Origin of the sequence: Mucilaginibacter pedocola (assembly GCF_002013915.1) — a bacterium.
Classification (GTDB): Bacteria; Bacteroidota; Bacteroidia; order Sphingobacteriales; family Sphingobacteriaceae; genus Mucilaginibacter; species Mucilaginibacter pedocola.
The window spans coordinates 388,831-410,273 of the sequence record NZ_MBTF01000023.1 but is presented as its reverse complement, the minus strand read 5'-3'; the positions used below and the strand labels follow the sequence as shown (position 1 = coordinate 410,273).

Sequence of the window (21,443 nt, the reverse complement as noted above, 5' to 3'; positions counted from 1 at the left end):
GGCTTTTAATAATTTGCGAACCGCTTAGTTTCATCCGCCAACATTCGGACCCATTTTTACACGAGTATCTCGTTACCGCCACTTGCATGGCGGTCAATTAAACGATATGGCAGAGCGGAAGTACTAATTGGTTATAAAGCAAATCTCACGCATCGGCACCGATAAAAAAATAGGTAATGTTATGGATTTGATGGACTTTTTTACGGTGAGTAGTTTTTTATTTTTTTACGCCGGCCAATAAATTATTGATATTTTTTCGCAATGTTTGCATGGCGGGGTTTTACCAATCAGCCCGCGCAATTTCTTCCTTACAACCTTTTACAAACATGGCAAAAAGCACTGTTATACGGCGCAGAGACGGCTTTGAAGGGCAAAAACTTATTGTATTGCCCAAAAAGATAATCACCAACTTTTTGAGTAAGGACTTAGTTACTAAACAAATATATATTACCGATATTGGTTATTACCCCAAGGCCATGCACCACTATGCCGAGCGCCCCCACGGCATTAACCAGCACATTATTATTTATTGTACCGATGGTTACGGCTGGCTGGAGATAAACAAAAAGAAGGTGGAGGTATCGCCCTCGCAGTTTATAGCCATACCCGCCAATACGCCGCATCGCTATGCCGCCAACATGGATAAACCATGGACTATATACTGGATACACTTTAAAGGCGAAATAGCCTCATTCATATTGGAGCTTATCCTGAAAAATTCGGAAAACTATAAACCATACCTCTCCTATAACGAAAACCGCATCAAGCTATTCGAGGATATATGCTTTAACCTCGAAAAAGGGTACAGCAGCGATGCTTTACGCTATGTAAACATGATATTCTCGCACTTTCTATCGTCGTTGATATATGAGGATAAATTTAACCACGCCGAGGACCAGCCCAACGACGACGACACGGTAGAAAAAACCATCCGCTATATGCAGGAGCACCTGAACACCATGATACGGCTGGATGACCTGAGCAGCTACGCCCGGCTTTCTACTTCGCATTACTCGGCCATCTTCCGGGCAAAAACTGGGTATTCGCCTATCGAATATTTCAACCAGCTGAAGGTGCAGAAGGCTTGCCAGTATATCTCGTTCACCACCATGTCCATAAAAAACATCGCCTCGAGCCTGGGGATAGACGACCAGTATTATTTTACCCGCATGTTCACCAAGCTGATGGGGACATCGCCGAATGAGTACCGCAAAAAGATAAAGGCGGGGCCGAAGGAGTAGCGGACGCACGACGCTATTGATAATTCAGTTCGGCATCAAAAACCAGCCGGCTAATCAGCTTCTAATGTTTTATACCACCCGCGCCACTTTGTTTCAACTCAAGTTATCAAAGCTGAGTTTATAATAGCCTGCACAAAGGGTTACCCCAAGCTTTTTATAAAATTATTGCGAAACTGTAACATTGCCTATAAATTAGAATCTTTGTACAGTAATTTATAACATCTACTCATGCTTATCTCTACTCATTTTAAAATTGCTTTATTGGCAATATTTTGCCTTTTTATTACAATTAACACCAATGGGCAAGCCCTGGAAAGGTATCGAACACTAAAGGACACCACCTACCTCTCACAAAACCTTGGCTTTAAAAAACATATACAAATTACTGTTCCGATAGAATACCAAAGTAACCTACCTAACAAATTCCCTCTGATCATTGTGTTTGATACGCAGAATAAAAGGCAGTATCAATATATTCTAAAATCAATTGATTTTCTGACGGCCAATGAACAAATGCCATCTGCCGTAGTTGTTGGCGTGGAGGCGGGTAGCGGTGGCAATCGTTACCGGGAAACGCAATTACCTGTTAGTGATTCCACGGGCATTGCAGAAAAAAACGAAGACTACATTTTTAAGGAACTCATTCCGATGCTGCGCGATAAATACAAAGCCAGTGACTTTACAATGCTGGTAGGCCATTCTCGTTACGGCTTTTTAACCACCTACTTAATGGCCAGGCATATAAATGAGCTGAACGCCGTGATATCTATCAGCCCTTTCTTAAAACAGGACAACTTCGATCTTTCGGATGTTTTAAGAAAGAGCCTAAAGAGTAACAAGCTTAAACACACGCTCTATTACCGGTACGCAATGGGAAATGATTATCCGCTGGATTACAAAACACTAACCGCTACATTAAAAGAGCCCGGCCTTAAAATAAATAATTTCAACGCAGATGGTTGGTGGTTCCCGGAGGCTGATCATATGACCATGCCCGGGCTTGCCATAACAAGGGCACTGTACGAAGTATTTGCCTATTGGTCTAAGTGCCAGCAAGAGTATTTTAGTGAGAATAATAAGGATGTGAGTACCATAACCCACATAAAACAAAAATTAGCAGATAACTACGGTACGCAACTGCCGTTTTCATTAGGTAAATTGAACGGAAAGGGCTACGCTTTTTACAACAATAAGGACTATGCTAACGCCATATTAGCCTGGCGCCAATTAGTTGAACAGTACCCCAATTTTATCCAGGCATATTTAAAAATTGCGGAATGTCAAAAGGCATTGCATCAACCTATAACTGAAACGATCAAACAGTTCAAAGCTAATGTTGCAGCATCTTCTATTTTTACAGCTGAACAAAAAGAAGAGTTTTTAAAGGATGCTAAAGAGCTGGAAAATTAAACGAACCTTATGCAATTTGATTTGGCTTGAAGAAACCGGTTAAGCGATCTGAAAATAAAGCGGCACTACCTATAGAGACTGCCGCTTTATTTTAGTAATAGATCAACTCTGCTTACTTAATGGCGATAAATAGTAGAAGAATTTCGATTACAAAATACCCGGCCCTACACCAGTTTACACTGTCTGCATTTCCCCCATTAGCAATGCATCTACTCTACTTTCAAACGCATGCAACTGCTCCATTGCGGCAGTTGGTAGCGTTAGTACCTCGTTAAAAAGCGTTTTATAGTAACTTATGCCTACCAGCATCTGCTCCTTAAATTTAGTCAGCTGTAGTTTCTTTTTGGCAGTAAGTTCGGCAAGGTTTTGCTGTATGTCTTTCTGCAGATAATCTACGTACAATTCCATTTCCTTTAAAAACACATGCGGGCGGGCGGCATTCTTCAGCAGGTCTATTTTGCCGTAGATGTGGGCCACCATATCATCTAACGAAAATGCGTTTTTAAAATACGCCAGGTTCGGCCCCGGGCAAATAGCAACGGCGGTATTCTCGCGCGGTTTGCTGATGTTGTATTTAAGGTATGCCGATGAACAAAGGCCTTCGCAAAGGCATATCTTTTCGGTTATAGCGTTTACTGCTTTTTGGTGCGCTTCAGGTGCCAGTTGTTCTTCCTCAATTTGTTTCAATTTGAGGTTTTGGTACTGGCGCGATGCAGTGCATATGGGTTGCTCGGTAAACTCGGTATTGCTGCACAAAAACTTTTTAGTGCAGGGGCTGCCGGGGCGGTTAAATTCTATGCGCATCAGCCTTTGCTGCTCAATGCTGCTTTGTTTAAAATTATTGAACAAGATGCCCAGGGGCGAGGCATTGCTCAGGTAGTAATCATCTTCATTAGCCATTACCAGTTGGGCAAGGGTATCATCATCCACATTAGTAGCCTCGGGAACCAGCAAAAAGGGGCTGCCCCAGCCGGTACCATCAAGGTTGTAATACCTTTGCAGAAACTCATTTTCTTCGGCAGTGCCTATGCCGCCCTGTACGGTGATACGCTGGGTGGGCATGTTGTTAACCAACATACCTTTTTGCAACAGTGCAGCATCGAACAAACGGTATAGTTCTTCCTGCATTTCGGTGCGGCGGGTTTTAAACTCTTCCAGTATGGGGCCTAATAAAAAGCCTTCGGTAGCAAAAGCATGCCCGCCACAGTTCAAGCCCGATTCTATCCTGAACTCGGATACCCAAACACCTTTCTTGGCTAAAAATTTTGCCTGTATAAATGCCGATCGGAAATCGCTTACTTTCAGGATAACCTTCTTCTGAAACTCGCCCCGCTCATCGGGGAAGAAACAGGGGAAAGCTTCGAGGTAGCTATATAAACGCGGATTCATGCCGGCAGATAGTGTAACCGCCGAGCAAAGCGTGCTGTTGACAAAACCGCGCAGGGCGGCAAGGGCATCGGTATTTTCGTCGCCGGTGTATTGGCCGTCTTCGGTGAAGTTCATTTTATCCACCTTGGCCATAATGTTTACATCGGCAGAGCCTTTCACCATATTTCTTTTCAGGATGGCTTGAAAAAGTTGTTTGCGTTCGCCCTCGGGGTATTCCATCATCAGGTCGTACCCTTGCCGCAATTGCGAGCTTTCGGGTAATAGCTGAAAGTACCTATCCAAATCGCTGCCTGTGCCGAATTGCTGCTGTTTCAGTGCTTCGAACTGCTCGTTCACCAATTCATCTACCAGGTTCAAATAAGCGGTTATCCGTTTGGCGCGGTAGTCGTCATCACCTTTTTTAATGAGGGTATACGGGCGGTTGTTTTGCACGGCGTGGTACTCGCGCATGCGTTCTATCAACACATCATCAACAACCGACATTACCGACGAGATGCCGTAGCGGGCAACCTTCAGCGGGGTATCAACAGAAAAACCTAAACCTAAAACGGGGATATGGAATGTATGGCTCATGCCGCCAAAAGTAGGCTTAGCCCGCCGCTCAAAAACTGACCACCGTCACATTTCGGCCCCGGCATCATCATTATTTTATCGCCAGCTAAACGGCAGTTTTGGAACATAAAATTTAAGAAATGACGGAGAGCACTTTTTCCCAATTAACCCTGTGTTACCATTGCGGCGACGAATGCAATACCACCGCCTACCAAAAGGACGGAAAACAGTTTTGCTGCCAGGGTTGCCAAAGCGTTTACGGCATACTGGCTGCCAACAACCTTTGCAGCTATTACAATTTTAACGACCACCCCGGCCTCACCCGCACGCGTACCGATAAACGTTTTGAGTACCTGAACGAGCCAAGCATTGTGAAAGAGCTTATAGATTATACCGACGGTAGCCTTACTATGGTTACGCTGTATATTCCGCATATCCATTGCAGTTCGTGCATTTGGCTGCTGGAGAAACTGAACAAGTTTAACCCAGCTATATTCCACAGCCGGATAGATTTCCTGAAAAAACAACTCAGTGTTAAATACGATAGCAAACACCTTAGCCTGCGCCAACTGGTAGAGCTGCTTTTCGACATTGGTTACGAACCTGCCATTAACTTGCAGGATGTTATTAAAAAACAAAACACCATAAAAGATAACCTGGTGCAGCGCATTGCCGTAGCGGGATTTTGCTTGGGCAACGTAATGCTGCTTAGCTTCCCTGAGTATTTAGGGCTATCGGCATTCGAGCAAAACTTTAAACATTTTTTCGGATGGCTGAATGTACTGTTCGGCTTGCCTGTAGTGTTCTATAGCGGTGCCGAATACTTCAGTTCGGCCTGGCATAACCTGAAGAACAAGGTATTGAATATCGATTTCCCGTTGGCGCTGGGTATTGCCGTTTTGTTTCTGCGCACGTTGATAGAAGTGGCTACCAACACGGGCGCAGGCTTTGCCGATACGCTTTGCGGGCTGGTATTCTTCCTGCTCGTTGGCAAATTCGTGCAGCGCAAAACCTATCACCATATCTCTTTCGAGCGCGATTACCGTTCGTTCTTCCCCGTAGCGGTACAGGTGATAACCGACGGCGTGGAGAAACCCATCCCCCTTGCCGAATTGAAAGTTGGGCAACGCATTGTATTACGACATAATGAAATTATTCCTGCCGATGCTATCCTGCTGAAAGGCGATGCGCTGATAGATTTCAGCTTCGTGACCGGCGAATCTGTCCCCGTCAACAAAACCCTTGGCGAAATTATTTATGCAGGCGGCAGGCAAACCAGCGAAGCCATTGAGCTGGAAGTGGTGAAACCCGTATCGCAAAGCTACCTCACTCAATTGTGGAACAACGAAGCCTTTACCCGCCAGCAGGATAACCGCATGGCTACTTTTAATGAGCGGGTGAGTAAACACTTTACCATTGTGCTGCTCATCATCGCTTTTGGTTCGCTGCTGTTTTGGCTGCCTAACGACATCAACCGCGGGCTGGCAGCTTTTACAGCTGTACTGATAGTAGCCTGCCCCTGCGCTTTGGCGTTGAGCACGCCCTTCACCATGTCGGCCGCGCTTAGCATTTTTGATAAAAACCTGTTCTACCTCAAAAACACGGCGGTGGTAGAGCAACTGGCGCGCATCAACACCATCGTGTTCGATAAAACAGGCACTATTACTACCGCGGCGGATAATCATGTAAGCCTTGTTGGGCAATTAACACCCAAGCAGGCACAGGTGATTTATAGCGCGTGCAGCAACTCCACCCACCCGCTTTCGCGCATGATATGCCATTACTTTGGCGCGGCAGAAAAACTGCCCGTAAGCCATTACAAAGAAGCACCGGGAAAAGGTATAACCGCTTTTGCAGGCGATGATGAGGTGAAGATAGGCAGCGGCAGGTTCATGTTCGGGCAGTACGATGATGATAATAATGCCACCAAAGTACACCTCATGATAAACGGCACTTACCTGGGCTACTTCGCCTTCAGGCAAAACTACCGCGAGGGTTTGCAGCAAACGGCGGAAGCATTGGCCGATTACAAACTCTTCCTCATCTCGGGCGATAGCGACCATGAGCAGGGCGGACTGCTGCCAGTTTTTAAACATACCGACCAAATGCGCTTTAACCAAAGCCCGCAAAACAAGCTGGAGTTTATCCGCAGCCTGCAATATTTAAAAGCAAAAGCCATGATGATAGGCGACGGGCTAAACGACGCCGGAGCGCTCAAACAAAGCGACCTGGGTGTAGCCGTTACCGATAACATCAACAACTTCTCCCCCGGCTGCGATGCCATACTGGATGGGCGCTCGTTCAGCAAACTGCCGGCTTTCCTGCACTTCTCTAAAAACACGGTCACCATTATTCACTGCTCATTCTTTATCTCGCTTACCTATAACCTCATCGGTTTAAGCTATGCCGTCACAGGCAACCTATCGCCTCTTACGGCGGCCATACTGATGCCACTGAGTACGGCAACCATTATATCATTCACTACCATAGCCACGCATTTTGCAGCAAAAAGGAGGAACCTGGCATGAGCATTATTTATTTTTTGATAGGGTGCAGCGTGCTGCTGGCCCTATGCTTCCTTGGTGCATTCTTCTGGGCGCAACGCAGCGGGCAGAACGATGACCTGTATACGCCATCGGTGAGGATACTTTTTGATGATGAGGAATCGCCTGAAAAGTGATGGGGGGGTATGTCCGCTCGGCGAGTTGACTCACCCCGACGGCTCGCATGCGCGAGCGTCGGCCCTCTCTGCTTCGCAAAGAGGGCGTAAAAAACAAAATGTAGCTCACCCTCTTTTCCGCATGAAGAGAGGGTCGGCAGCGAAGCGAACCCGGGGTGAGGTAAATAGGGGCGCGAGTATCACCAAGCCAACATCCCTAAAAAAATGACCTCCGTCACCTTTCCCTACCCCTACCGTCATTCCCCGCCAATAGCACGCTCAATAATTTTACACCACAATAAAACAACAATTTTATGCAGCCCGAAAAATTTTACTACGACAATAAGATCGTCCGGAATTTCGGTATAGCCACCATTGTTTGGGGCATTATCGGGATGACGGTGGGCCTTATCGTCGCCATTCAGTTATTTAAGCCCGGCATGAACATGGGCAACCAGTACACCACTTTTGGCCGTATACGCCCGCTGCATACCAATGCAGTGATATTCGCCTTTGTGGGCAATGCCATTTTTATGGGTGTTTATTACTCGCTGCAGCGCCTGCTCAAGGCACGCATGTTCAGCAACATCCTCAGCCAGGTACACTTCTGGGGTTGGCAGCTTATCATTGTATCTGCAGTAATTACCCTGCCGCTGGGGCTTACCACTTCGCACGAATATGCTGAGCTGGAGTGGCCCATTGATATTGCCATTACGCTGATATGGGTGGTGTTTGGTATCAACATGTTCGGTACCATTTTTAAACGCCGCGAAAGGCATTTGTACGTGGCCATCTGGTTCTACATAGCCACCTTTGTTACCATTGCGGTGCTGCATATTGTAAACTCTTTCGAGCTGCCTATATCTGCCTTCAAAAGCTACATGGTATATGCCGGTGTGCAGGATGCCCTGGTGCAATGGTGGTACGGGCACAATGCTGTGGCTTTCTTTTTAACCACGCCATACCTGGGCATGATGTACTACTTTCTGCCCAAAATGGCCAACCGCCCGGTTTATTCTTATAAGCTGAGTATACTACACTTTTGGGCGCTGATATTTATTTACATATGGGCAGGCCCGCACCATTTGCTGTATACCACGCTTCCGGGCTGGGCACAATCATTAGGGGTTGCCTTTTCTATTATGCTGATAGCGCCAAGTTGGGGAGGTATGATAAACGGCCTGCTTACCCTGCGCGGTGCATGGGATAAAGTGCGCGATGATGTAGTGCTTAAATTTATGGTAGTGGGCCTAACCGCCTATGGTATGGCCACCTTCGAAGGCCCCATGCTTTCGCTAAAACAAATAAACGGGCTGGCGCACTTTACCGACTGGATAGTAGCCCACGTACACGTTGGCGCACTGGGTTGGAACGGTTTCTTAACCTTCGCTATTTTATACTGGCTGATACCGCGCATTTACAAAACCGAACTGTACTCTAAAAAGATGGCTTCCTTCCATTTCTGGATAGGCACTTTGGGGATATTGTTTTACGCCATCCCCATGTATTGGGCGGGCTTCACCCAGGGCTTAATGCTAAAGGAATTTACTCCCGAAGGCATGCTGAAGTACCCAAGTTTTTTGGAGACAACGCTGCGCATTATCCCAATGCACATGATGCGTTCGGTAGGTGGTACTTTATACCTGCTTGGGGTAATTGTAATGGCCTACAACCTGGCACGCACTATGGCGCAGGGCAAATTGGTGGCCAACGAAGCTGCCGAAGCCATGCCTTTAGAACCTGTTACCGCAACAACAGATGGCGGCAGTTGGCACCGTAAACTGGAGCGCCGCCCTATACCGCTGATGGTGGGCGCGCTCATCGTTATCCTCATTGGCAGTATCATTGAGCTGATGCCTACCATGACCATCTCCTCCAACGTACCCACCATTGCCAGCGTGAAGCCTTACACCCCGCTGGAGTTGCAGGGCCGCGATGTGTATATCCGTGAGGGTTGCTCTAACTGCCACTCGCAAACGGTGCGGCCTTTCCGCTCGGAGACAGAGCGCTATGGCGAATACAGTAAAGCAGGCGAGTTCGTGTACGATCACCCCTTCCTGTGGGGATCTAAACGCACCGGGCCGGATCTGGCGCGCGAAGGGCAGAAGTATGGTAACGCCTGGCATTACAATCACATGCTTGACCCGAGACTGATGTCGCCGGGTAGCATTATGCCGAATTACGACTGGCTGATCAGTCAAACTTTGGATACTACTACCACCCGCGCCAAAATAAACGCCATGCGCAAGCTGGGCGTGCCCTATGCAGTGGGTTACGAAAACCAGGCCAATGCCGACCTGAACGCACAGGCACAGCAAATAGCCGACAACCTGGGTAAGGATAAAATAAAGGTAAAAAGTGATAAAGAGATCATAGCCCTTATTGCCTACCTGCAAAGGCTGGGGGTAGATATTAAAGCAAATAAAACAGCAAGCAAATAAGTATAACCATGTTTAAACAATTCACCGAGAACATAAACGGGCACCAGGTTTACCTGCTTAGTTCGCTGGGTATATTCCTTGTATTTTTTATTGTAGTTGCCGTTATGCTGTTCCGTTTAAGGAAAACCCATATCGACCATATGAGTGCACTTCCACTCGCCGACGGCGACACCCCAACACCTAACACCCTGATACCATGAAGCAGCGCCTATTAACCACCTTAACTGTTTTACTGCTGGCACAACAAAGCTTTGCAGAAGACAGCCTGCTATCTGCCGAAACAAAAAACTATATAGGCTTTGGTGCTATCATTGGCATGCTCCTGCTTTTTCTGGCTACGCTGCTGGTACTGTTGCGCACCTTTAAGGTACTTACCAAAGCCGTTTTAAAACTGCAGGGCTATACCAAACAGCAAATAGAGGCCGAACTAAAACCGGCTAAAAAAGAAAAGAAACCAAAAAGCGAGGTATGGCAAAAGCTGTTATCGCTCAAACCACTATCGGAGGAGAAAGACATCCTGATACCACACGCTTACGATGGCATACACGAGTTGGACAACCCAACGCCCTCTTGGTTTATGGTGCTGTTTTACGGCACTATTATATTCGGTCTGGGCTACCTGATGGTATACCACGTATTCGGCACCGGCCAATTGCAGGATGCTGAATATAAAACCGAGATAGCACAAGCTGATGCCGCAAAGAAGATTTATCTGAGCAAAGCCGCCAACCTGGTGGACGAGAACACCGTAAAGGCAGTTAACGACCCGGCCGCCATCGCCGAAGGCAAAGCAGTTTTTAAAGCAAGCTGCGCCCCCTGCCACGGCGAGAACGGCCAGGGCGTAGTTGGCCCCAACCTTACCGACGAGTACTGGCTGCACGGTGCCAAAATAACCGACATATTTAAAACCATTAAATACGGCGTACAAGCCAAAGGGATGCCCACCTGGGAGAAACAGCTATCGCCAAAACAGATAGCCGATGTGGCCAACTACATTATTTCGATACAAGGCACAAAGCCCGCCGGTGCTAAAGAGCCGCAGGGCGAAAAGGAAACCGTAGAAAAATTAGCCCTCAATTAAGTGCAAAATGGATACAGCCGCAGTGTTTACAGATAAAGGGAAAAGGCGTTGGCTGTATCCTGCTTTGCGCAAGGGCAAACTATACCAATGGCGCGCAGCAATCAGTTATGTATACCTCATCTTCTTTTTTGCAGGGCCGTTTCTGCGGATAGGCGGGCAGCCGCTATTACTGCTCAACTTTATGGAGCGCAAATTTGTGCTGCTGGGGCAGGTGTTTTGGCCGCAAGATATCTTCCTGTTCGCGCTGGCAACGCTTGTGTTTATGGTATTTGTGCTGCTGTTCACTATTGCTTTCGGGCGGGTATTTTGCGGATGGATATGCCCCCAAACCATTTTTATGGAGATGGTTTTCCGCCGGATAGAGATTTGGATAGAGGGCGATGCCAATAAGCGCCGTAAACTGGATGCAAGCGAATGGACCAGCGAAAAACTATTGAAAAAAGGCAGCAAGCACGGCATCTTTATCCTGTTATCCTTCCTTATCGCCAATACCTTTTTAGGTTACGTAATAGGCAGCGAAAACCTTTTGAAGATCATTACAGAGCCGGTATCATCGCACACCGTTGGCTTTATCAGCATTTGGGTATTTACGGCTGTTTTCTATTTGGTTTATAGCCAGGTGCGCGAACTGGTTTGCACCGTAATATGCCCCTATGGCCGCCTGCAGGGAGTATTGATAGATAAAGACACCATGGTGGTGGCCTATAACGATAAACGCGGCGAACCACGCGGCAAACTGAAAAAGGCAGCTGACCAGTCGAAGTTAGGTGATTGCGTTGACTGCGGGCTTTGCGTTGCGGTTTGCCCTACCGGGATAGATATCCGCAACGGCACCCAATTGGAGTGTACCAACTGTACCGCCTGCATTGATGCCTGCAACGATGTAATGGCCAAAATAAACCGGGAGCTGAATCTTGTGGGCTTTTACTCAGAGAACATGATAGAAAAGGACCAGCGCCCCACTTTTACCTGGCGCATGCGTGGTTACAGCGCGGTAATGGCGCTACTGCTTGGGGTATTGGCTTACTTCATTTTCAGCAGGAGCGAGTTAGATATGACGGTGATGCGCAGCGCGGGCATGCTGTACCAGGAACAGCCGGGCAACTACATCAGCAATGTGTATAATGCCGAGATAATCAACAAATCCAACGAAACAAAAACCGTGGCCATTGCGCCGGAAGATAAAAGCATTAAAATAAAATACATACAGGCGCCGGGGCCTATAGAAAAGGGGGGCTCGGCTAAGGTGGTATTTTTTGTGATGGTGCCCGCCGGTGATATCCATTCGCCAAAAACTACTGTAAAACTGCAACTGATCAACGGGCAAAAAGTAGCTGCTATCGAAAGCACTTCGTTTATAGGGCCCGCTAATAATTAATAATATGAACTGGGGAAAAAAACTAATAATAGGGATGATACTTTTTATGGGTTTCATCATGAGTATGAGCGTGTATATGTTCAATCTCCCTGCCGATGATTACGATCATCAGTACTACGAAAAGGGCTTAAACTATAACCGCGACTACGACCGAGAACGGCTGGTAATAGCAGATAATGCCCAACCCCTTATCACACAAAACCAAACAGCTATAGGCGTTGCCTTTAAGGAGCCGGCCGTTGGTGTCATCAAATTTGTAAACCCGCTTGGCAAAAACAAAGATCTTACCTTCCCTGTGAACACCGGCGCAAGTAATGCCATTAATATACCTGCCGATAAACTAAGCGCCGGCCGCTGGGATGTGAAGATAGAATGGAGCAGCAATGCCAAAAACTACCTCTACCAAAAGGGGCTTTTCGTAAATGGAAAATAACCAGGCAGCGTTTTTCATCGGCTTGCTGGGCAGTGTGCATTGCGTAGGCATGTGCGGCCCGCTGGCTTTCAGCGTGCCCTCAGTGCGTCAATACCGCTGGGCCATAGCTGCCGATAAACTGCTGTATAATTTGGGGCGTATTATCACCTACTCGGTATTGGGTCTACTGCTTGGTTATGCCGGCAAATTATTTTGGCTGGCCGGGCTGCAGCAATGGGTAAGTATTGCCAGTGGCATATTTATTATCACCATGGCGCTTAACAGGCTGTTCAAATTCAAAAACAGTACGGGGCTGCCATCCTTTCCGTGGTTTTACAAATTGGTTAACCTGGCCGTTAAACACAAGGCCGGGCATTTGGCGCTGGGTATGCTCAACGGATTTTTGCCTTGTGGTTTTGTGTATGCCGCTTTGTTCGGCGCGCTTAATACTTCCACGCCTTTGCAGGCTGCACAATTTATGTTTTGGTTCGGCATGGGTACATTTCCGTTAATGTTTGCCGCTACACTAAGCGTGGGCTTTTTATCGGCACCGGTCCGCCGCCGCATCAATAAAGCTGTGCCTTACCTCATGGTATGCCTTGGCTGCTGGTTCATCCTGCGCGGCTCGGGGTTGAATATCCCTTACCTCAGCCCTGTTACCAAAACAGTAGGTACCAGCATCTGCCGGTAGCCTTTCGCAAATGTGACTACCGTCATTTTTCTATAGGCCTGCCGTCATTCGCGGGGTGGTGTATGCGCAGCATCTTTGTGGTATAAAATTAAACACATCATGGCAACGCTAACAAATAACACCACCACCTGGAAACAGGCAACCACTACCAACAATACAAATACTAATGCATTGGCCAACCTTACCGCCTGGGCCGATAAACAAGCACCCAACCGCACCTTATGGTTCATGGTATCTTTAATTGCACAGGGCGTATTGTTTCTGCCTGTACCTGCGGTATTGCTCTTTTACTTCAGTGCACCAATAGCCGTTTTAGCAGTAACCTTAAGCTTGTTCTTTGCTAACATCATAGCCGGTATGGGCGGCGCGGGTATACGTACTATGCTGGGCATTTTTGCCGCCAGCGTGTTAGTGCACATCCTAATGGTAATTGCATTCATCATCTAACAGCCCCCCTACTTATAAATGGTAAGCCATCCGTTGTTTAGCGGATGGCTTTGTTGTTTATGATTTGCGGGAATATACCTTGTGGCTATTTTTACCGCAAAGGACACAGAGAATTTGCATAATGGTTAACGCAAAGAAGCGCAAAGATTAAGCTGCAATAATTTCACGCAGAAACGCAAAGAAAAAGAGTGAACACTAATTTTTCGAATTGAATCGAATTTCACTAATTAAAACTGCCGATAAGATTTGTGAAAATTATTCTTAATTAGTGAAATTCGTGTTAACTCAAAAGGCTTTGTGGTCAAGTTTTCAAAATTTCACGCAAAGGCGCAGAGACGCAAAGAAAAAGAGTGAACACTAATTATTCGAATTGAATCGAATTTCACTAATTAAAACTACTGATAAGATTTGTGAAAATTATTCTTAATTCGTGTTAACTCAACAGGCTTTGCGCTTCTTTGCGTTTTCCCTCTGCGGCCTTTGCGGTTAAATTGCCAACATGGTTTATATCGCCATACTAAACAATTGCGTAGCCGGCTTATCGGCATACAGCCTGGCATCAAGCGCCATGCATATGTTACGCAGGTAGCGCGTGCCCGATTGGGTAACCTTCAGTCCGAAGGAAAATAGTTCTATCAATCCGTCTTCGGCTAAGGGTTCCAGGCGTTCTATGCCTTCCAGCAGGGCCTCGCAGGGCTCGGCATGGTGGTTCCAGGTGGTTTGGCCGGTGCACATGATGTTGAGGATATGCTTACGTATAACCAGGTCGTCGGGCGTTAGATTATGCCCTTTGAATACCGGTAATATGCCGTGCTCAACGTCATACAGGTAATCCTCTACCGTCTTTTTATTCTGCGCAAAGGCATACCAGCTATCGCTGATAGATGATACGCCCAGCCCTATCATCAGTTGGGTATGCTGATGGGTATAGCCCATAAAGTTGCGGTGCAGCGTACCTTCTTCACCTGCCTTTACCAGTTCATCGGCAGGGAGGGCAAAGTGGTCCATGCCAACCTCTACATAGCCATAATTTTTGAGTAGGCTGCGGCCTATCTCGTATAGTTTTGCCTTGGTGGGTGCGTCGGGCAGGTCGGCCTCGGTGAATTTACGTTGGCCGGGTTTTATCCAGGGTACGTGGGCGTAGCTGTAAAAGGCTATTCTATCTGGCACCAGCTCGCTCACCAAATGCATGGTGCTTACCAGGCTGTTCAAGGTTTGCAGGGGCAGCCCGTATATCAGGTCGTAATTAATAGAGGTGTAACCTATTCGGCGGGCGTTGTTAGTTACCTCGCGCACCTGCTCTACCGTTTGGTGCCGGTTGATGATAAGCTGCACCGCAGGGTCAAAATCCTGTATACCCAAGCTCAACCTGCGGAAACCCAGATCGAACAAAGTTTGCAAATGCGCCTCGGTAGTATTACCGGGATGCGCTTCGAAGCTAAATTCGGCGTTGGGGTGTATATCTACATTATCTAATAAGCCCGCTATTAGCTTATGCAAATTATCGGCACTGAAGAAGGTGGGCGTACCGCCGCCTAAATGCAGCTCGCGCACAACTGGCCGGCCTCCAAGCATATTCTTATACATCTCCCACTCTTTCAATACAGCGTTAATGTAGGGTATCTCTACGCTATGGTTTTTGGTGATGCGCGTATTGCAGCCACAATAAGTGCACAGGCTTTCGCAAAAGGGCAAGTGCACGTAAAGGCTCAGCCCATCGGCATAGTTAGTTTGGTTGAATGATAATTGTACCGACCGCAGCCACTTCCCCGCAGTAAACGCATCGGTATCCCAATAGGGCATAGTAGGGTAGCTGGTGTACCGTGGTGCGGCTACATTATATTTGGCTGTGAGGTGCTTGTCCATTTTGCTGTATAATTAGGTTAGCCGTTTGGGTTGCGCGGCAGGCTTTGGCGCATACACAGGCGTTGCCTACGCATTTGTTTTCCTGCCACTGGTCGAGGTTTTTAATAGTTTGGGTAGCGATGCCTTGCATGGCCTCGCGCGTTAAATAAGCCTGGTGCGGCGTTACCAACACATTATCGAATTGCATCAATTGCTCCAACAGGTTATCTTTAACAGCATCGCCGTGGTGGTCTTCAAAAAATAGCCCTTTTTCAAACTCATAAACATCCAACCCTAAGTAACCTATCTTTCCGTTACGCAAACCCTGTATCGCGTCAGCAGTATTGAGCAAAGCACCGCGTGAAGTATTGATGAGCATTACCCCATCTTTCATTTGCTGTATAGTGTTGCTATTGATGAGGTGTTTGGTAGCCGGCGTAAGCGGCGCATGCAGCGAAATAATATCGGCATTGGCATACAGGTATGGCAGGGTTACCTGCTCAATACCCATGCTATCTTCAGGGAACTTCAGGTCGTAACCAATAACTCTGCAGCCGAGCCCTTTGAAAATAGCCGCTACGGCTAAGCCTGTATTACCCAAACCTATCAGCCCTACGGTTTTGCCATTAAAGTTGAAACCCATCAGCCCATCGTTACTAAAATTAAAGTGGTGGCTGTGCCCGTCGGCTTTTATTAATTTGCGGTTGAGGGCAAAGGCCATAGCAACAGCGTGTTCGGCAATGGCTTCTGGCGAGTAGTGTGGTACATTGGCTATTTTGATGCCGTAGATGGCGGCAGCATCGCGGTCGATATGGTCGGTGCCGGCCGAGCGGGTTGCAATGTATTTAATGCCCAATGCGCCGAGCCTGGCTATTACCGGGGCCGATACATCATCATTGGTGAACACCACCACGGCATCCTTCCCCTCGGCAAAAACCGCAGTTTCCACGCTCAGGGGGTTAGATATCAGGGTTATATCGTGCTTTTTTTGATTGGCTTTTGATAAAAATTCCTTTTCGAAGGGTTTTATGCTGTACGCTACTACTTTCATCCGCAATAAATATTTATTCAAAAATATCGCGGACAGGTATTTTGGTAGTTGCGCGCCGTCAGCCCGAAAAGTGATCTTCGTCAGTTTTTCATTTTAGCGAGGCGTTTTTCGTCGAGGATGGTGATCAGGCTGCCTTTTTTCTCTATCAGCCCTTCGTCCTTAAAATCGGTAAGGGTGCGGCTCACCGTTTCCGTTGCCATGCCGGCAAGGGCGGCAAGGTCCTCCCTGCTTATCTTAAAGCTTTCGGCAGCTTCATTCTGTTTATACAAACGCAGCAGCGAACCCGCCATGCGTTTGCGCACCGAGTTATAGGCCAAATGCAGCAGTTGTTCTTCCTTATCGCGCACATCGTTGGCCAGTATGGCAATAAAGCTGCGTGCCACATCGGGGTAATGGTTTATCAGTTCGTCAAGCTGTTCTTTGGGGATGAGGCAAAGCTGCGAATCTTCCAGCGCGGTAGCGGTATCGGCATAGGCCTCGCCCGATAATGATGCGTTAACGCCGAGGTATTCCTCGGGGCCGAAGATACCGGTCATCAACTCGCGGCCGTCTTCGGCCAGTTTCATGGCCTTTACTTTACCGCTCAATACAATGTATAAGCCGTTGCCTTTATCGCCCTCGTAATACACCACCTGGTTCTTTTTAAACTGGCGGGTTTTGCGCTCGGCAATAATGTTTTTTAGTTCAGCAAGGCCGTTGTTGCGTGCCAGTAAGCCGCCTATCTTATCCAGCGGCTTGCTGTAAAACTCTTCCTGTGCGGTTTTCTTTTTCAGCCGGGTTTCTATCGCGTTCAGCAGCTCTATATCATCAAAGGGCTTCGTAAGGTAATCATCCGCCCCCATATCCATGCCTTTGCGCAGGTCTACCCGCTCGGCTTTGGCCGTCAGGAAAATAAAGGGGATGGTGGCAGTTTCGGGGTTTTTATTCAACATATAAAGCACACCATAACCATCAAGGTCGGGCATCATAATATCGCAGAGGATAATGTCGGGCTTATTTTTCAGCGCCAGGTCGACACCAATTTTGCCGTTGGCGGCCTGCAGCACTTTAAAGTCTGCCAGTTCCAGTATCTCAACTACATTCTCGCGTATATCGTCGTTATCTTCAATAATTAAAACCTGCTTGCTCATGCTTTGGTAAAGGTGATGGTGAATGATGTGCCCTGGTTAACGATGCTGGTAAAATCAACTCGTCCGTTCATTAAATAAGTATAGCGCGCAACAATGTTAAGCCCAAGGCCCGTGCCCGGGATATTCCCGGTATTGTGCGCCCTAAAGAAAGGTTCGAACAAATGCTTCTGGTCTTTCTCCGGGATGCCGATGCCATTGTCTTTAATGATAACGGTGCAGCCCTGCTCGTTTATTTCGGTATTGTATTCAATAAAAGTATTCTCGCCCGAGTATTTGATGGCGTTAGCTATCAGGTTAAAAATGCAATTCTTCAACAGATTTTGATCAAGGCTAACCATGCTCTCTTTCCCCGTATGCTGGTAAATAATATGCTGGTTTTGTTTGGCCACCAACTGCATTTCTTCGGTAATTTCTTCGGACAGTTTCACCAGGTCGAAGCTGCTGAAATTGGGCTCTACTTTACCCGCCTCCAATTTTTCCAGCGACAGAAAATCGTTCAATATACCGGTAAGATTGCCCACCGCATTCTTTATTTTACCTACGTGCTTGTTAATATGCTCACTATCGAACTGTTGGGCATATTTATCTATCAGCGAAGCGGAAAGCTGTATAGCACTCAAGGGCGTACGGAACTCGTGCGAGGCCATAGACACGAAGCGGCTTTTCAACTGCCCCAGTTCTTTTTCTTTTTCGAGGGAAATGCTTACTTCCTCTTTAGCGTTCTGCAGGGCCAGCACAGTTTCTTTTAACGATTGGGTGCGCTCCTCAACCAACCCCTCCAATCCTGCGGCGTATTCCCTCAGTTGTTCTTCGGCTTCTTTTTGCTTGCTCAGGTCGTGGATAAAACCGGTGTATATTTTGCGGCCCGAATAAGCCACTTCGCTCACCGCCAGCCTGAAAGGGAATACCGTTCCATCCTTACGCAGGCCGGTAACTTCGCGGCCTATACCAATAATGTGGGGTACGCGGGTATGCTGGTAACGTTTAATATACTCGTCGTGCTGGTTGCGGTCGGGCGGGGGCATTAAAAAAGATACATTTTTACCTATAACTTCTTCAGGGCTATACCTGAACAATGCACATGCTGCCGGATTGATGGTTTCTATCGACCCGCGCTCATCAATGGTAATAATACCATCAATGGCGTTTTGAATAATAGCATTTAATAAAGCAGCACTTTCCATAAAACTAAGTTAGCCCTTAAAGCAACATGGCGCAAATATCGTGACTCCGGGAGGCAAAAAATGTAATGACATTCAGCCCCGATAATGACGCGTGTCACTTTTATGCCAAAGGGCCATGCATATTTTTGATCGCCGCCATTATTATAAAGATCCCGGCGGCAGTTTGTAAACCAAGGCAGGTGCTGCCTGCCCCCAATTAACTTTACTATGGCAAGTATTAACACCGAAATACAATTTCTGGATGGGCCGCATTCGCGGTTAAAAGAACTGAAATTTGCCATACAAACCATTACCGACCTTATTAGAGGGCTGCGCGCTTTGCATTTTATTGGCCCATGTATTACTTTCTTTGGCTCCGCACGGTTTACCGAAGAGCACCCTTATTATCAGCAAACCCGTAGCGCAGCGGCCGCCATGGCAAAATTAGGCTTAACCATTATAACCGGAGGAGGCCCCGGCTTGATGGAAGCGGCCAACCGCGGCGCCAAAGATGCCGGAGGATACTCGGTGGGCTGCAATATCCAGTTGCCGGTTGAACAGAGGCCCAACCCCTATCTGGATAAATGGGTTTATATGCGCCATTTCTTTCTGCGTAAAGTATTGCTGGTAAAATACTCTTTTGCTTTTGTAGTAATGCCCGGTGGCTATGGTACGCTCGACGAGTACTTCGAGGCCCTTACGCTGATACAAACGCATAAAATAAAGGATTTCCCTATTGTGATATTCGGCCGGGAATACCATGAGGAACTGATGGAGCACATAACTGTAATGAAGCAAAACGGCACCATTGGCGCAACCGATGAACAATACTTCCTGGTAACAGATGATATTGAGGAAGCTGTAGCGCTCATCAAAGAAAAAAGCATTAAACAATTCGGGCTAAAACCAAGGCGCGCATACCGGCCATTCCGTTGGCTGTTCGAGCACCGATAAACTCGACCGCATGCCGTAGTCCTGCTGTGCATCAGTTCTTTTACTGACCACCGTCATTATTTCGCCGCTGTAAACCACTCACCTTTACAGTATTAAACGCAACCACATGAAAAAGCAACCACAACCGCTAAGTTACGGCTATGCCGGCAAAGCGGGTAATATACTACTAACGGCCCTGCTTATAATTACTTTAATACTTGCCTTCCTAAAAGCGAGTTCGGCGATGACATACCAACCGTCGAAGCTCGACAATGCACTAAGTGCCGAGATAAGCAAGCAAATTAGCCAAAGCAAGCTGCCTTTGAACTTTCCGCTAAGCGTGCGCCGCTTTTATGCACAAAGGCAATACAATGCCAATTGGGTAGCCAACCCGGCCGATGCCGACAAAACATGGTCAGCTATGCTTATGATAGATTGTGTTTTGCAATTCGGCTTAAACCATGCCGATTACCACCCCACAGAATTACTGTACAGCAAGCTTCACGATATTTTGGAGCGCCCCAACCAGGTACCCCTGGCAGAGCAGGCACGCTTCGATATCATGCTTACCGATGCCATGCTATCTTTTACCAACAACCTGCATTATGGAAAATACAACCCATTATTCGCCGGCGCCAAGATCGATAAAGGTAATTTGGCCTTTAACGCCATTGATGTAATAAATAACGCTATGCAAAGTAAGGACCTGATGCGTGCCGTGCTGAATGTGCAACCCCGCAGCAAGGCGTATCAAAACATGCAGGCACGCCTGCATGTGATAGCAGGTGTGCAAACCGGCGATTGCTATGAATTCCCGGAGGCCGAGGTGCGCAAAATAGCCCTTAATATGGAAAGGCTGCGGTGGGCTGCGTTAGATACCGATAACTTTATACACGTTAACATTCCATCGGCCATGCTGAGCTTCTACCACAACGGTGCTGTTGATAGCTTTAGGGTAATAATTGGCAAGCCGGGCACACCAACCCCTACCTTAAATAGCGCTATTACACATTTTACAAGCTCGCCCGAATGGCGGGTGCCGCAAAGCATCTTTACAAAAGAACTGCTGCCGAAAGCTATCCGCGATACGGGCTACTTAAGAAGCAACCGCTACAACATTTACAATAATGCCGGCATGCTTATAACGCCCGACAGGGATTACCTTAAAGCTATACTTAAAACGCCAAAAAGGTATTATGCAACACAAACCTCCGGGTGCGATAATGCGTTGGGGCAGTTGATATTCAAGTTCCCTAACCTTTACGAAATTTATATACATGACACGCCTGATCAGAGCTTATTCTTTAAAAACAACAGGGTGTTTAGCCACGGCTGCCTCCGCGTACAACACGCTGCGGTATTGGCCGGGCTGTTACTGAAAAACGACAAGGCCGAAAACGCGATCACCGTAATGGAACGCGATATAGCAAAAGGCATCAAAAAAGACTTCAGGCTAAAAACACCTGTGCCAATTGCGGTTACCTACATTACCTGCGAGGTTGTTGGTGGTGCTGTTATAAATTACCCCGACCCGTACGGCCTGGATAAAAACCTGGATATGCTGATGTATAAAAAAGACGACCCTACACTTAACATTGGCCAAAACTGAACGCGAATGTG

General features: G+C 47.3%; 18 protein-coding genes. 13 read left to right on the top strand and 5 right to left on the bottom strand.

What is annotated here, in order from left to right:
• Positions 1-326 precede the first annotated feature (326 nt).
• Complete coding sequence (locus tag BC343_RS19405; RefSeq protein WP_078349454.1) at positions 327-1,241, top strand: AraC family transcriptional regulator; 915 nt, start codon at positions 327-329, stop codon at positions 1,239-1,241.
• A gap of 228 nt (positions 1,242-1,469) precedes the next feature.
• Entirely contained in the window at positions 1,470-2,651 is a 1,182-nt protein-coding gene (locus tag BC343_RS19400; protein WP_078349453.1) for an alpha/beta hydrolase-fold protein, read from the top strand.
• Positions 2,652-2,825: 174 nt separating this feature from the next.
• Here BC343_RS19400 and BC343_RS19395 read toward each other — a convergent pair whose 3' ends face one another.
• Entirely contained in the window at positions 2,826-4,613 is a 1,788-nt protein-coding gene (locus BC343_RS19395) for a hypothetical protein (protein WP_078349452.1), read from the bottom strand.
• Positions 4,614-4,732: 119 nt separating this feature from the next.
• On the opposite strand from BC343_RS19395, the gene BC343_RS19390 reads away from it, so the two are divergent.
• From BC343_RS19390 to BC343_RS19350, 9 genes are all read left to right on the top strand, one after another.
• Positions 4,733-7,120 carry a heavy metal translocating P-type ATPase gene (locus BC343_RS19390; protein WP_078349451.1) on the top strand — a complete coding sequence of 796 codons (2,388 nt, stop codon included), beginning with the start codon at positions 4,733-4,735 and terminating at the stop codon, positions 7,118-7,120.
• Positions 7,117-7,272: a cbb3-type cytochrome oxidase assembly protein CcoS gene (gene ccoS / locus BC343_RS19385; protein ID WP_078349450.1), complete on the top strand. Its 156-nt coding sequence runs from the start codon at positions 7,117-7,119 to the stop codon at positions 7,270-7,272. The genes BC343_RS19390 and ccoS overlap by 4 nt, the downstream gene beginning before the upstream one ends.
• 293 nt (positions 7,273-7,565) lie before the next feature.
• Positions 7,566-9,692, top strand: a complete 2,127-nt coding sequence (gene ccoN / locus BC343_RS19380; RefSeq protein WP_078349449.1) for a cytochrome-c oxidase, cbb3-type subunit I — start codon at positions 7,566-7,568, stop codon at positions 9,690-9,692.
• Between the two features lie 8 nt (positions 9,693-9,700).
• Positions 9,701-9,892 carry a hypothetical protein gene (locus BC343_RS19375; RefSeq protein WP_078349448.1) on the top strand — a complete coding sequence of 64 codons (192 nt, stop codon included), beginning with the start codon at positions 9,701-9,703 and terminating at the stop codon, positions 9,890-9,892.
• Positions 9,889-10,773 carry a cbb3-type cytochrome c oxidase N-terminal domain-containing protein gene (locus tag BC343_RS19370; protein WP_078349447.1) on the top strand — a complete coding sequence of 295 codons (885 nt, stop codon included), beginning with the start codon at positions 9,889-9,891 and terminating at the stop codon, positions 10,771-10,773. The genes BC343_RS19375 and BC343_RS19370 overlap by 4 nt, the downstream gene beginning before the upstream one ends.
• 7 nt (positions 10,774-10,780) lie before the next feature.
• Positions 10,781-12,151 carry a cytochrome c oxidase accessory protein CcoG gene (gene ccoG, locus BC343_RS19365; RefSeq protein ID WP_078349446.1) on the top strand — a complete coding sequence of 457 codons (1,371 nt, stop codon included), beginning with the start codon at positions 10,781-10,783 and terminating at the stop codon, positions 12,149-12,151.
• A 4-nt stretch (positions 12,152-12,155) separates the two neighbouring features.
• The gene (locus BC343_RS19360; RefSeq protein ID WP_078349445.1) at positions 12,156-12,584 is read left to right on the top strand and encodes a FixH family protein; all 429 of its coding nucleotides are present in this window, start codon (positions 12,156-12,158) and stop codon (positions 12,582-12,584) included.
• Positions 12,574-13,254, top strand: a complete 681-nt coding sequence (locus BC343_RS19355) for a sulfite exporter TauE/SafE family protein (RefSeq protein WP_078349444.1) — start codon at positions 12,574-12,576, stop codon at positions 13,252-13,254. Before BC343_RS19360 ends, BC343_RS19355 begins: the two co-directional genes overlap by 11 nt.
• 99 nt (positions 13,255-13,353) lie before the next feature.
• A complete protein-coding gene (locus BC343_RS19350; protein WP_078349443.1) occupies positions 13,354-13,701 on the top strand; it encodes a hypothetical protein in 348 nt (115 codons plus the stop codon).
• Positions 13,702-14,205: 504 nt separating this feature from the next.
• Here the strand turns inward: BC343_RS19350 and hemN are convergent.
• The 4 genes from hemN to BC343_RS19330 all read right to left on the bottom strand — a co-directional run bounded on the left by hemN (position 14,206) and on the right by BC343_RS19330 (position 18,911).
• A complete protein-coding gene (hemN, locus tag BC343_RS19345; RefSeq protein WP_078349442.1) occupies positions 14,206-15,567 on the bottom strand; it encodes an oxygen-independent coproporphyrinogen III oxidase in 1,362 nt (453 codons plus the stop codon).
• The gene (locus BC343_RS19340; protein WP_078349441.1) at positions 15,539-16,597 is read right to left on the bottom strand and encodes a 2-hydroxyacid dehydrogenase; all 1,059 of its coding nucleotides are present in this window, start codon (positions 16,595-16,597) and stop codon (positions 15,539-15,541) included. Before BC343_RS19340 ends, hemN begins: the two co-directional genes overlap by 29 nt.
• Positions 16,598-16,677: 80 nt before the next feature.
• Positions 16,678-17,727, bottom strand: a complete 1,050-nt coding sequence (locus BC343_RS19335; RefSeq protein WP_078349440.1) for a response regulator — start codon at positions 17,725-17,727, stop codon at positions 16,678-16,680.
• Entirely contained in the window at positions 17,724-18,911 is a 1,188-nt protein-coding gene (locus BC343_RS19330) for a PAS domain-containing sensor histidine kinase (protein WP_078349439.1), read from the bottom strand. The genes BC343_RS19335 and BC343_RS19330 overlap by 4 nt, the downstream gene beginning before the upstream one ends.
• 207 nt (positions 18,912-19,118) lie before the next feature.
• Between BC343_RS19330 and BC343_RS19325 the strand changes: the two genes are divergently transcribed.
• The gene (locus BC343_RS19325) at positions 19,119-19,844 is read left to right on the top strand and encodes an LOG family protein (protein ID WP_078349438.1); all 726 of its coding nucleotides are present in this window, start codon (positions 19,119-19,121) and stop codon (positions 19,842-19,844) included.
• Between the two features lie 106 nt (positions 19,845-19,950).
• A complete protein-coding gene (locus tag BC343_RS19320) occupies positions 19,951-21,432 on the top strand; it encodes a L,D-transpeptidase scaffold domain-containing protein (protein ID WP_078349437.1) in 1,482 nt (493 codons plus the stop codon).
• Positions 21,433-21,443: the final 11 nt, after the last annotated feature.

Coding starts and splice junctions, on each gene's coding strand:
- ccoS (WP_078349450.1), top strand. CDS start 7,117: ATGAGCATTATTTATTTTTTGATAGGGTGCAGCGTGCTGCTGGCCCTA.
- BC343_RS19375 (WP_078349448.1), top strand. CDS start 9,701: ATGTTTAAACAATTCACCGAGAACATAAACGGGCACCAGGTTTACCTG.
- BC343_RS19360 (WP_078349445.1), top strand. CDS start 12,156: ATGAACTGGGGAAAAAAACTAATAATAGGGATGATACTTTTTATGGGT.
- hemN (WP_078349442.1), bottom strand. CDS start 15,567: ATGGACAAGCACCTCACAGCCAAATATAATGTAGCCGCACCACGGTAC.
- BC343_RS19320 (WP_078349437.1), top strand. CDS start 19,951: ATGAAAAAGCAACCACAACCGCTAAGTTACGGCTATGCCGGCAAAGCG.
- BC343_RS19395 (WP_078349452.1), bottom strand. CDS start 4,613: ATGAGCCATACATTCCATATCCCCGTTTTAGGTTTAGGTTTTTCTGTT.
- BC343_RS19350 (WP_078349443.1), top strand. CDS start 13,354: ATGGCAACGCTAACAAATAACACCACCACCTGGAAACAGGCAACCACT.
- BC343_RS19405 (WP_078349454.1), top strand. CDS start 327: ATGGCAAAAAGCACTGTTATACGGCGCAGAGACGGCTTTGAAGGGCAA.
- BC343_RS19335 (WP_078349440.1), bottom strand. CDS start 17,727: ATGAGCAAGCAGGTTTTAATTATTGAAGATAACGACGATATACGCGAG.
- BC343_RS19340 (WP_078349441.1), bottom strand. CDS start 16,597: ATGAAAGTAGTAGCGTACAGCATAAAACCCTTCGAAAAGGAATTTTTA.
- ccoN (WP_078349449.1), top strand. CDS start 7,566: ATGCAGCCCGAAAAATTTTACTACGACAATAAGATCGTCCGGAATTTC.
- BC343_RS19355 (WP_078349444.1), top strand. CDS start 12,574: ATGGAAAATAACCAGGCAGCGTTTTTCATCGGCTTGCTGGGCAGTGTG.
- BC343_RS19390 (WP_078349451.1), top strand. CDS start 4,733: ATGACGGAGAGCACTTTTTCCCAATTAACCCTGTGTTACCATTGCGGC.
- BC343_RS19325 (WP_078349438.1), top strand. CDS start 19,119: ATGGCAAGTATTAACACCGAAATACAATTTCTGGATGGGCCGCATTCG.
- BC343_RS19330 (WP_078349439.1), bottom strand. CDS start 18,911: ATGGAAAGTGCTGCTTTATTAAATGCTATTATTCAAAACGCCATTGAT.
- BC343_RS19370 (WP_078349447.1), top strand. CDS start 9,889: ATGAAGCAGCGCCTATTAACCACCTTAACTGTTTTACTGCTGGCACAA.
- ccoG (WP_078349446.1), top strand. CDS start 10,781: ATGGATACAGCCGCAGTGTTTACAGATAAAGGGAAAAGGCGTTGGCTG.
- BC343_RS19400 (WP_078349453.1), top strand. CDS start 1,470: ATGCTTATCTCTACTCATTTTAAAATTGCTTTATTGGCAATATTTTGC.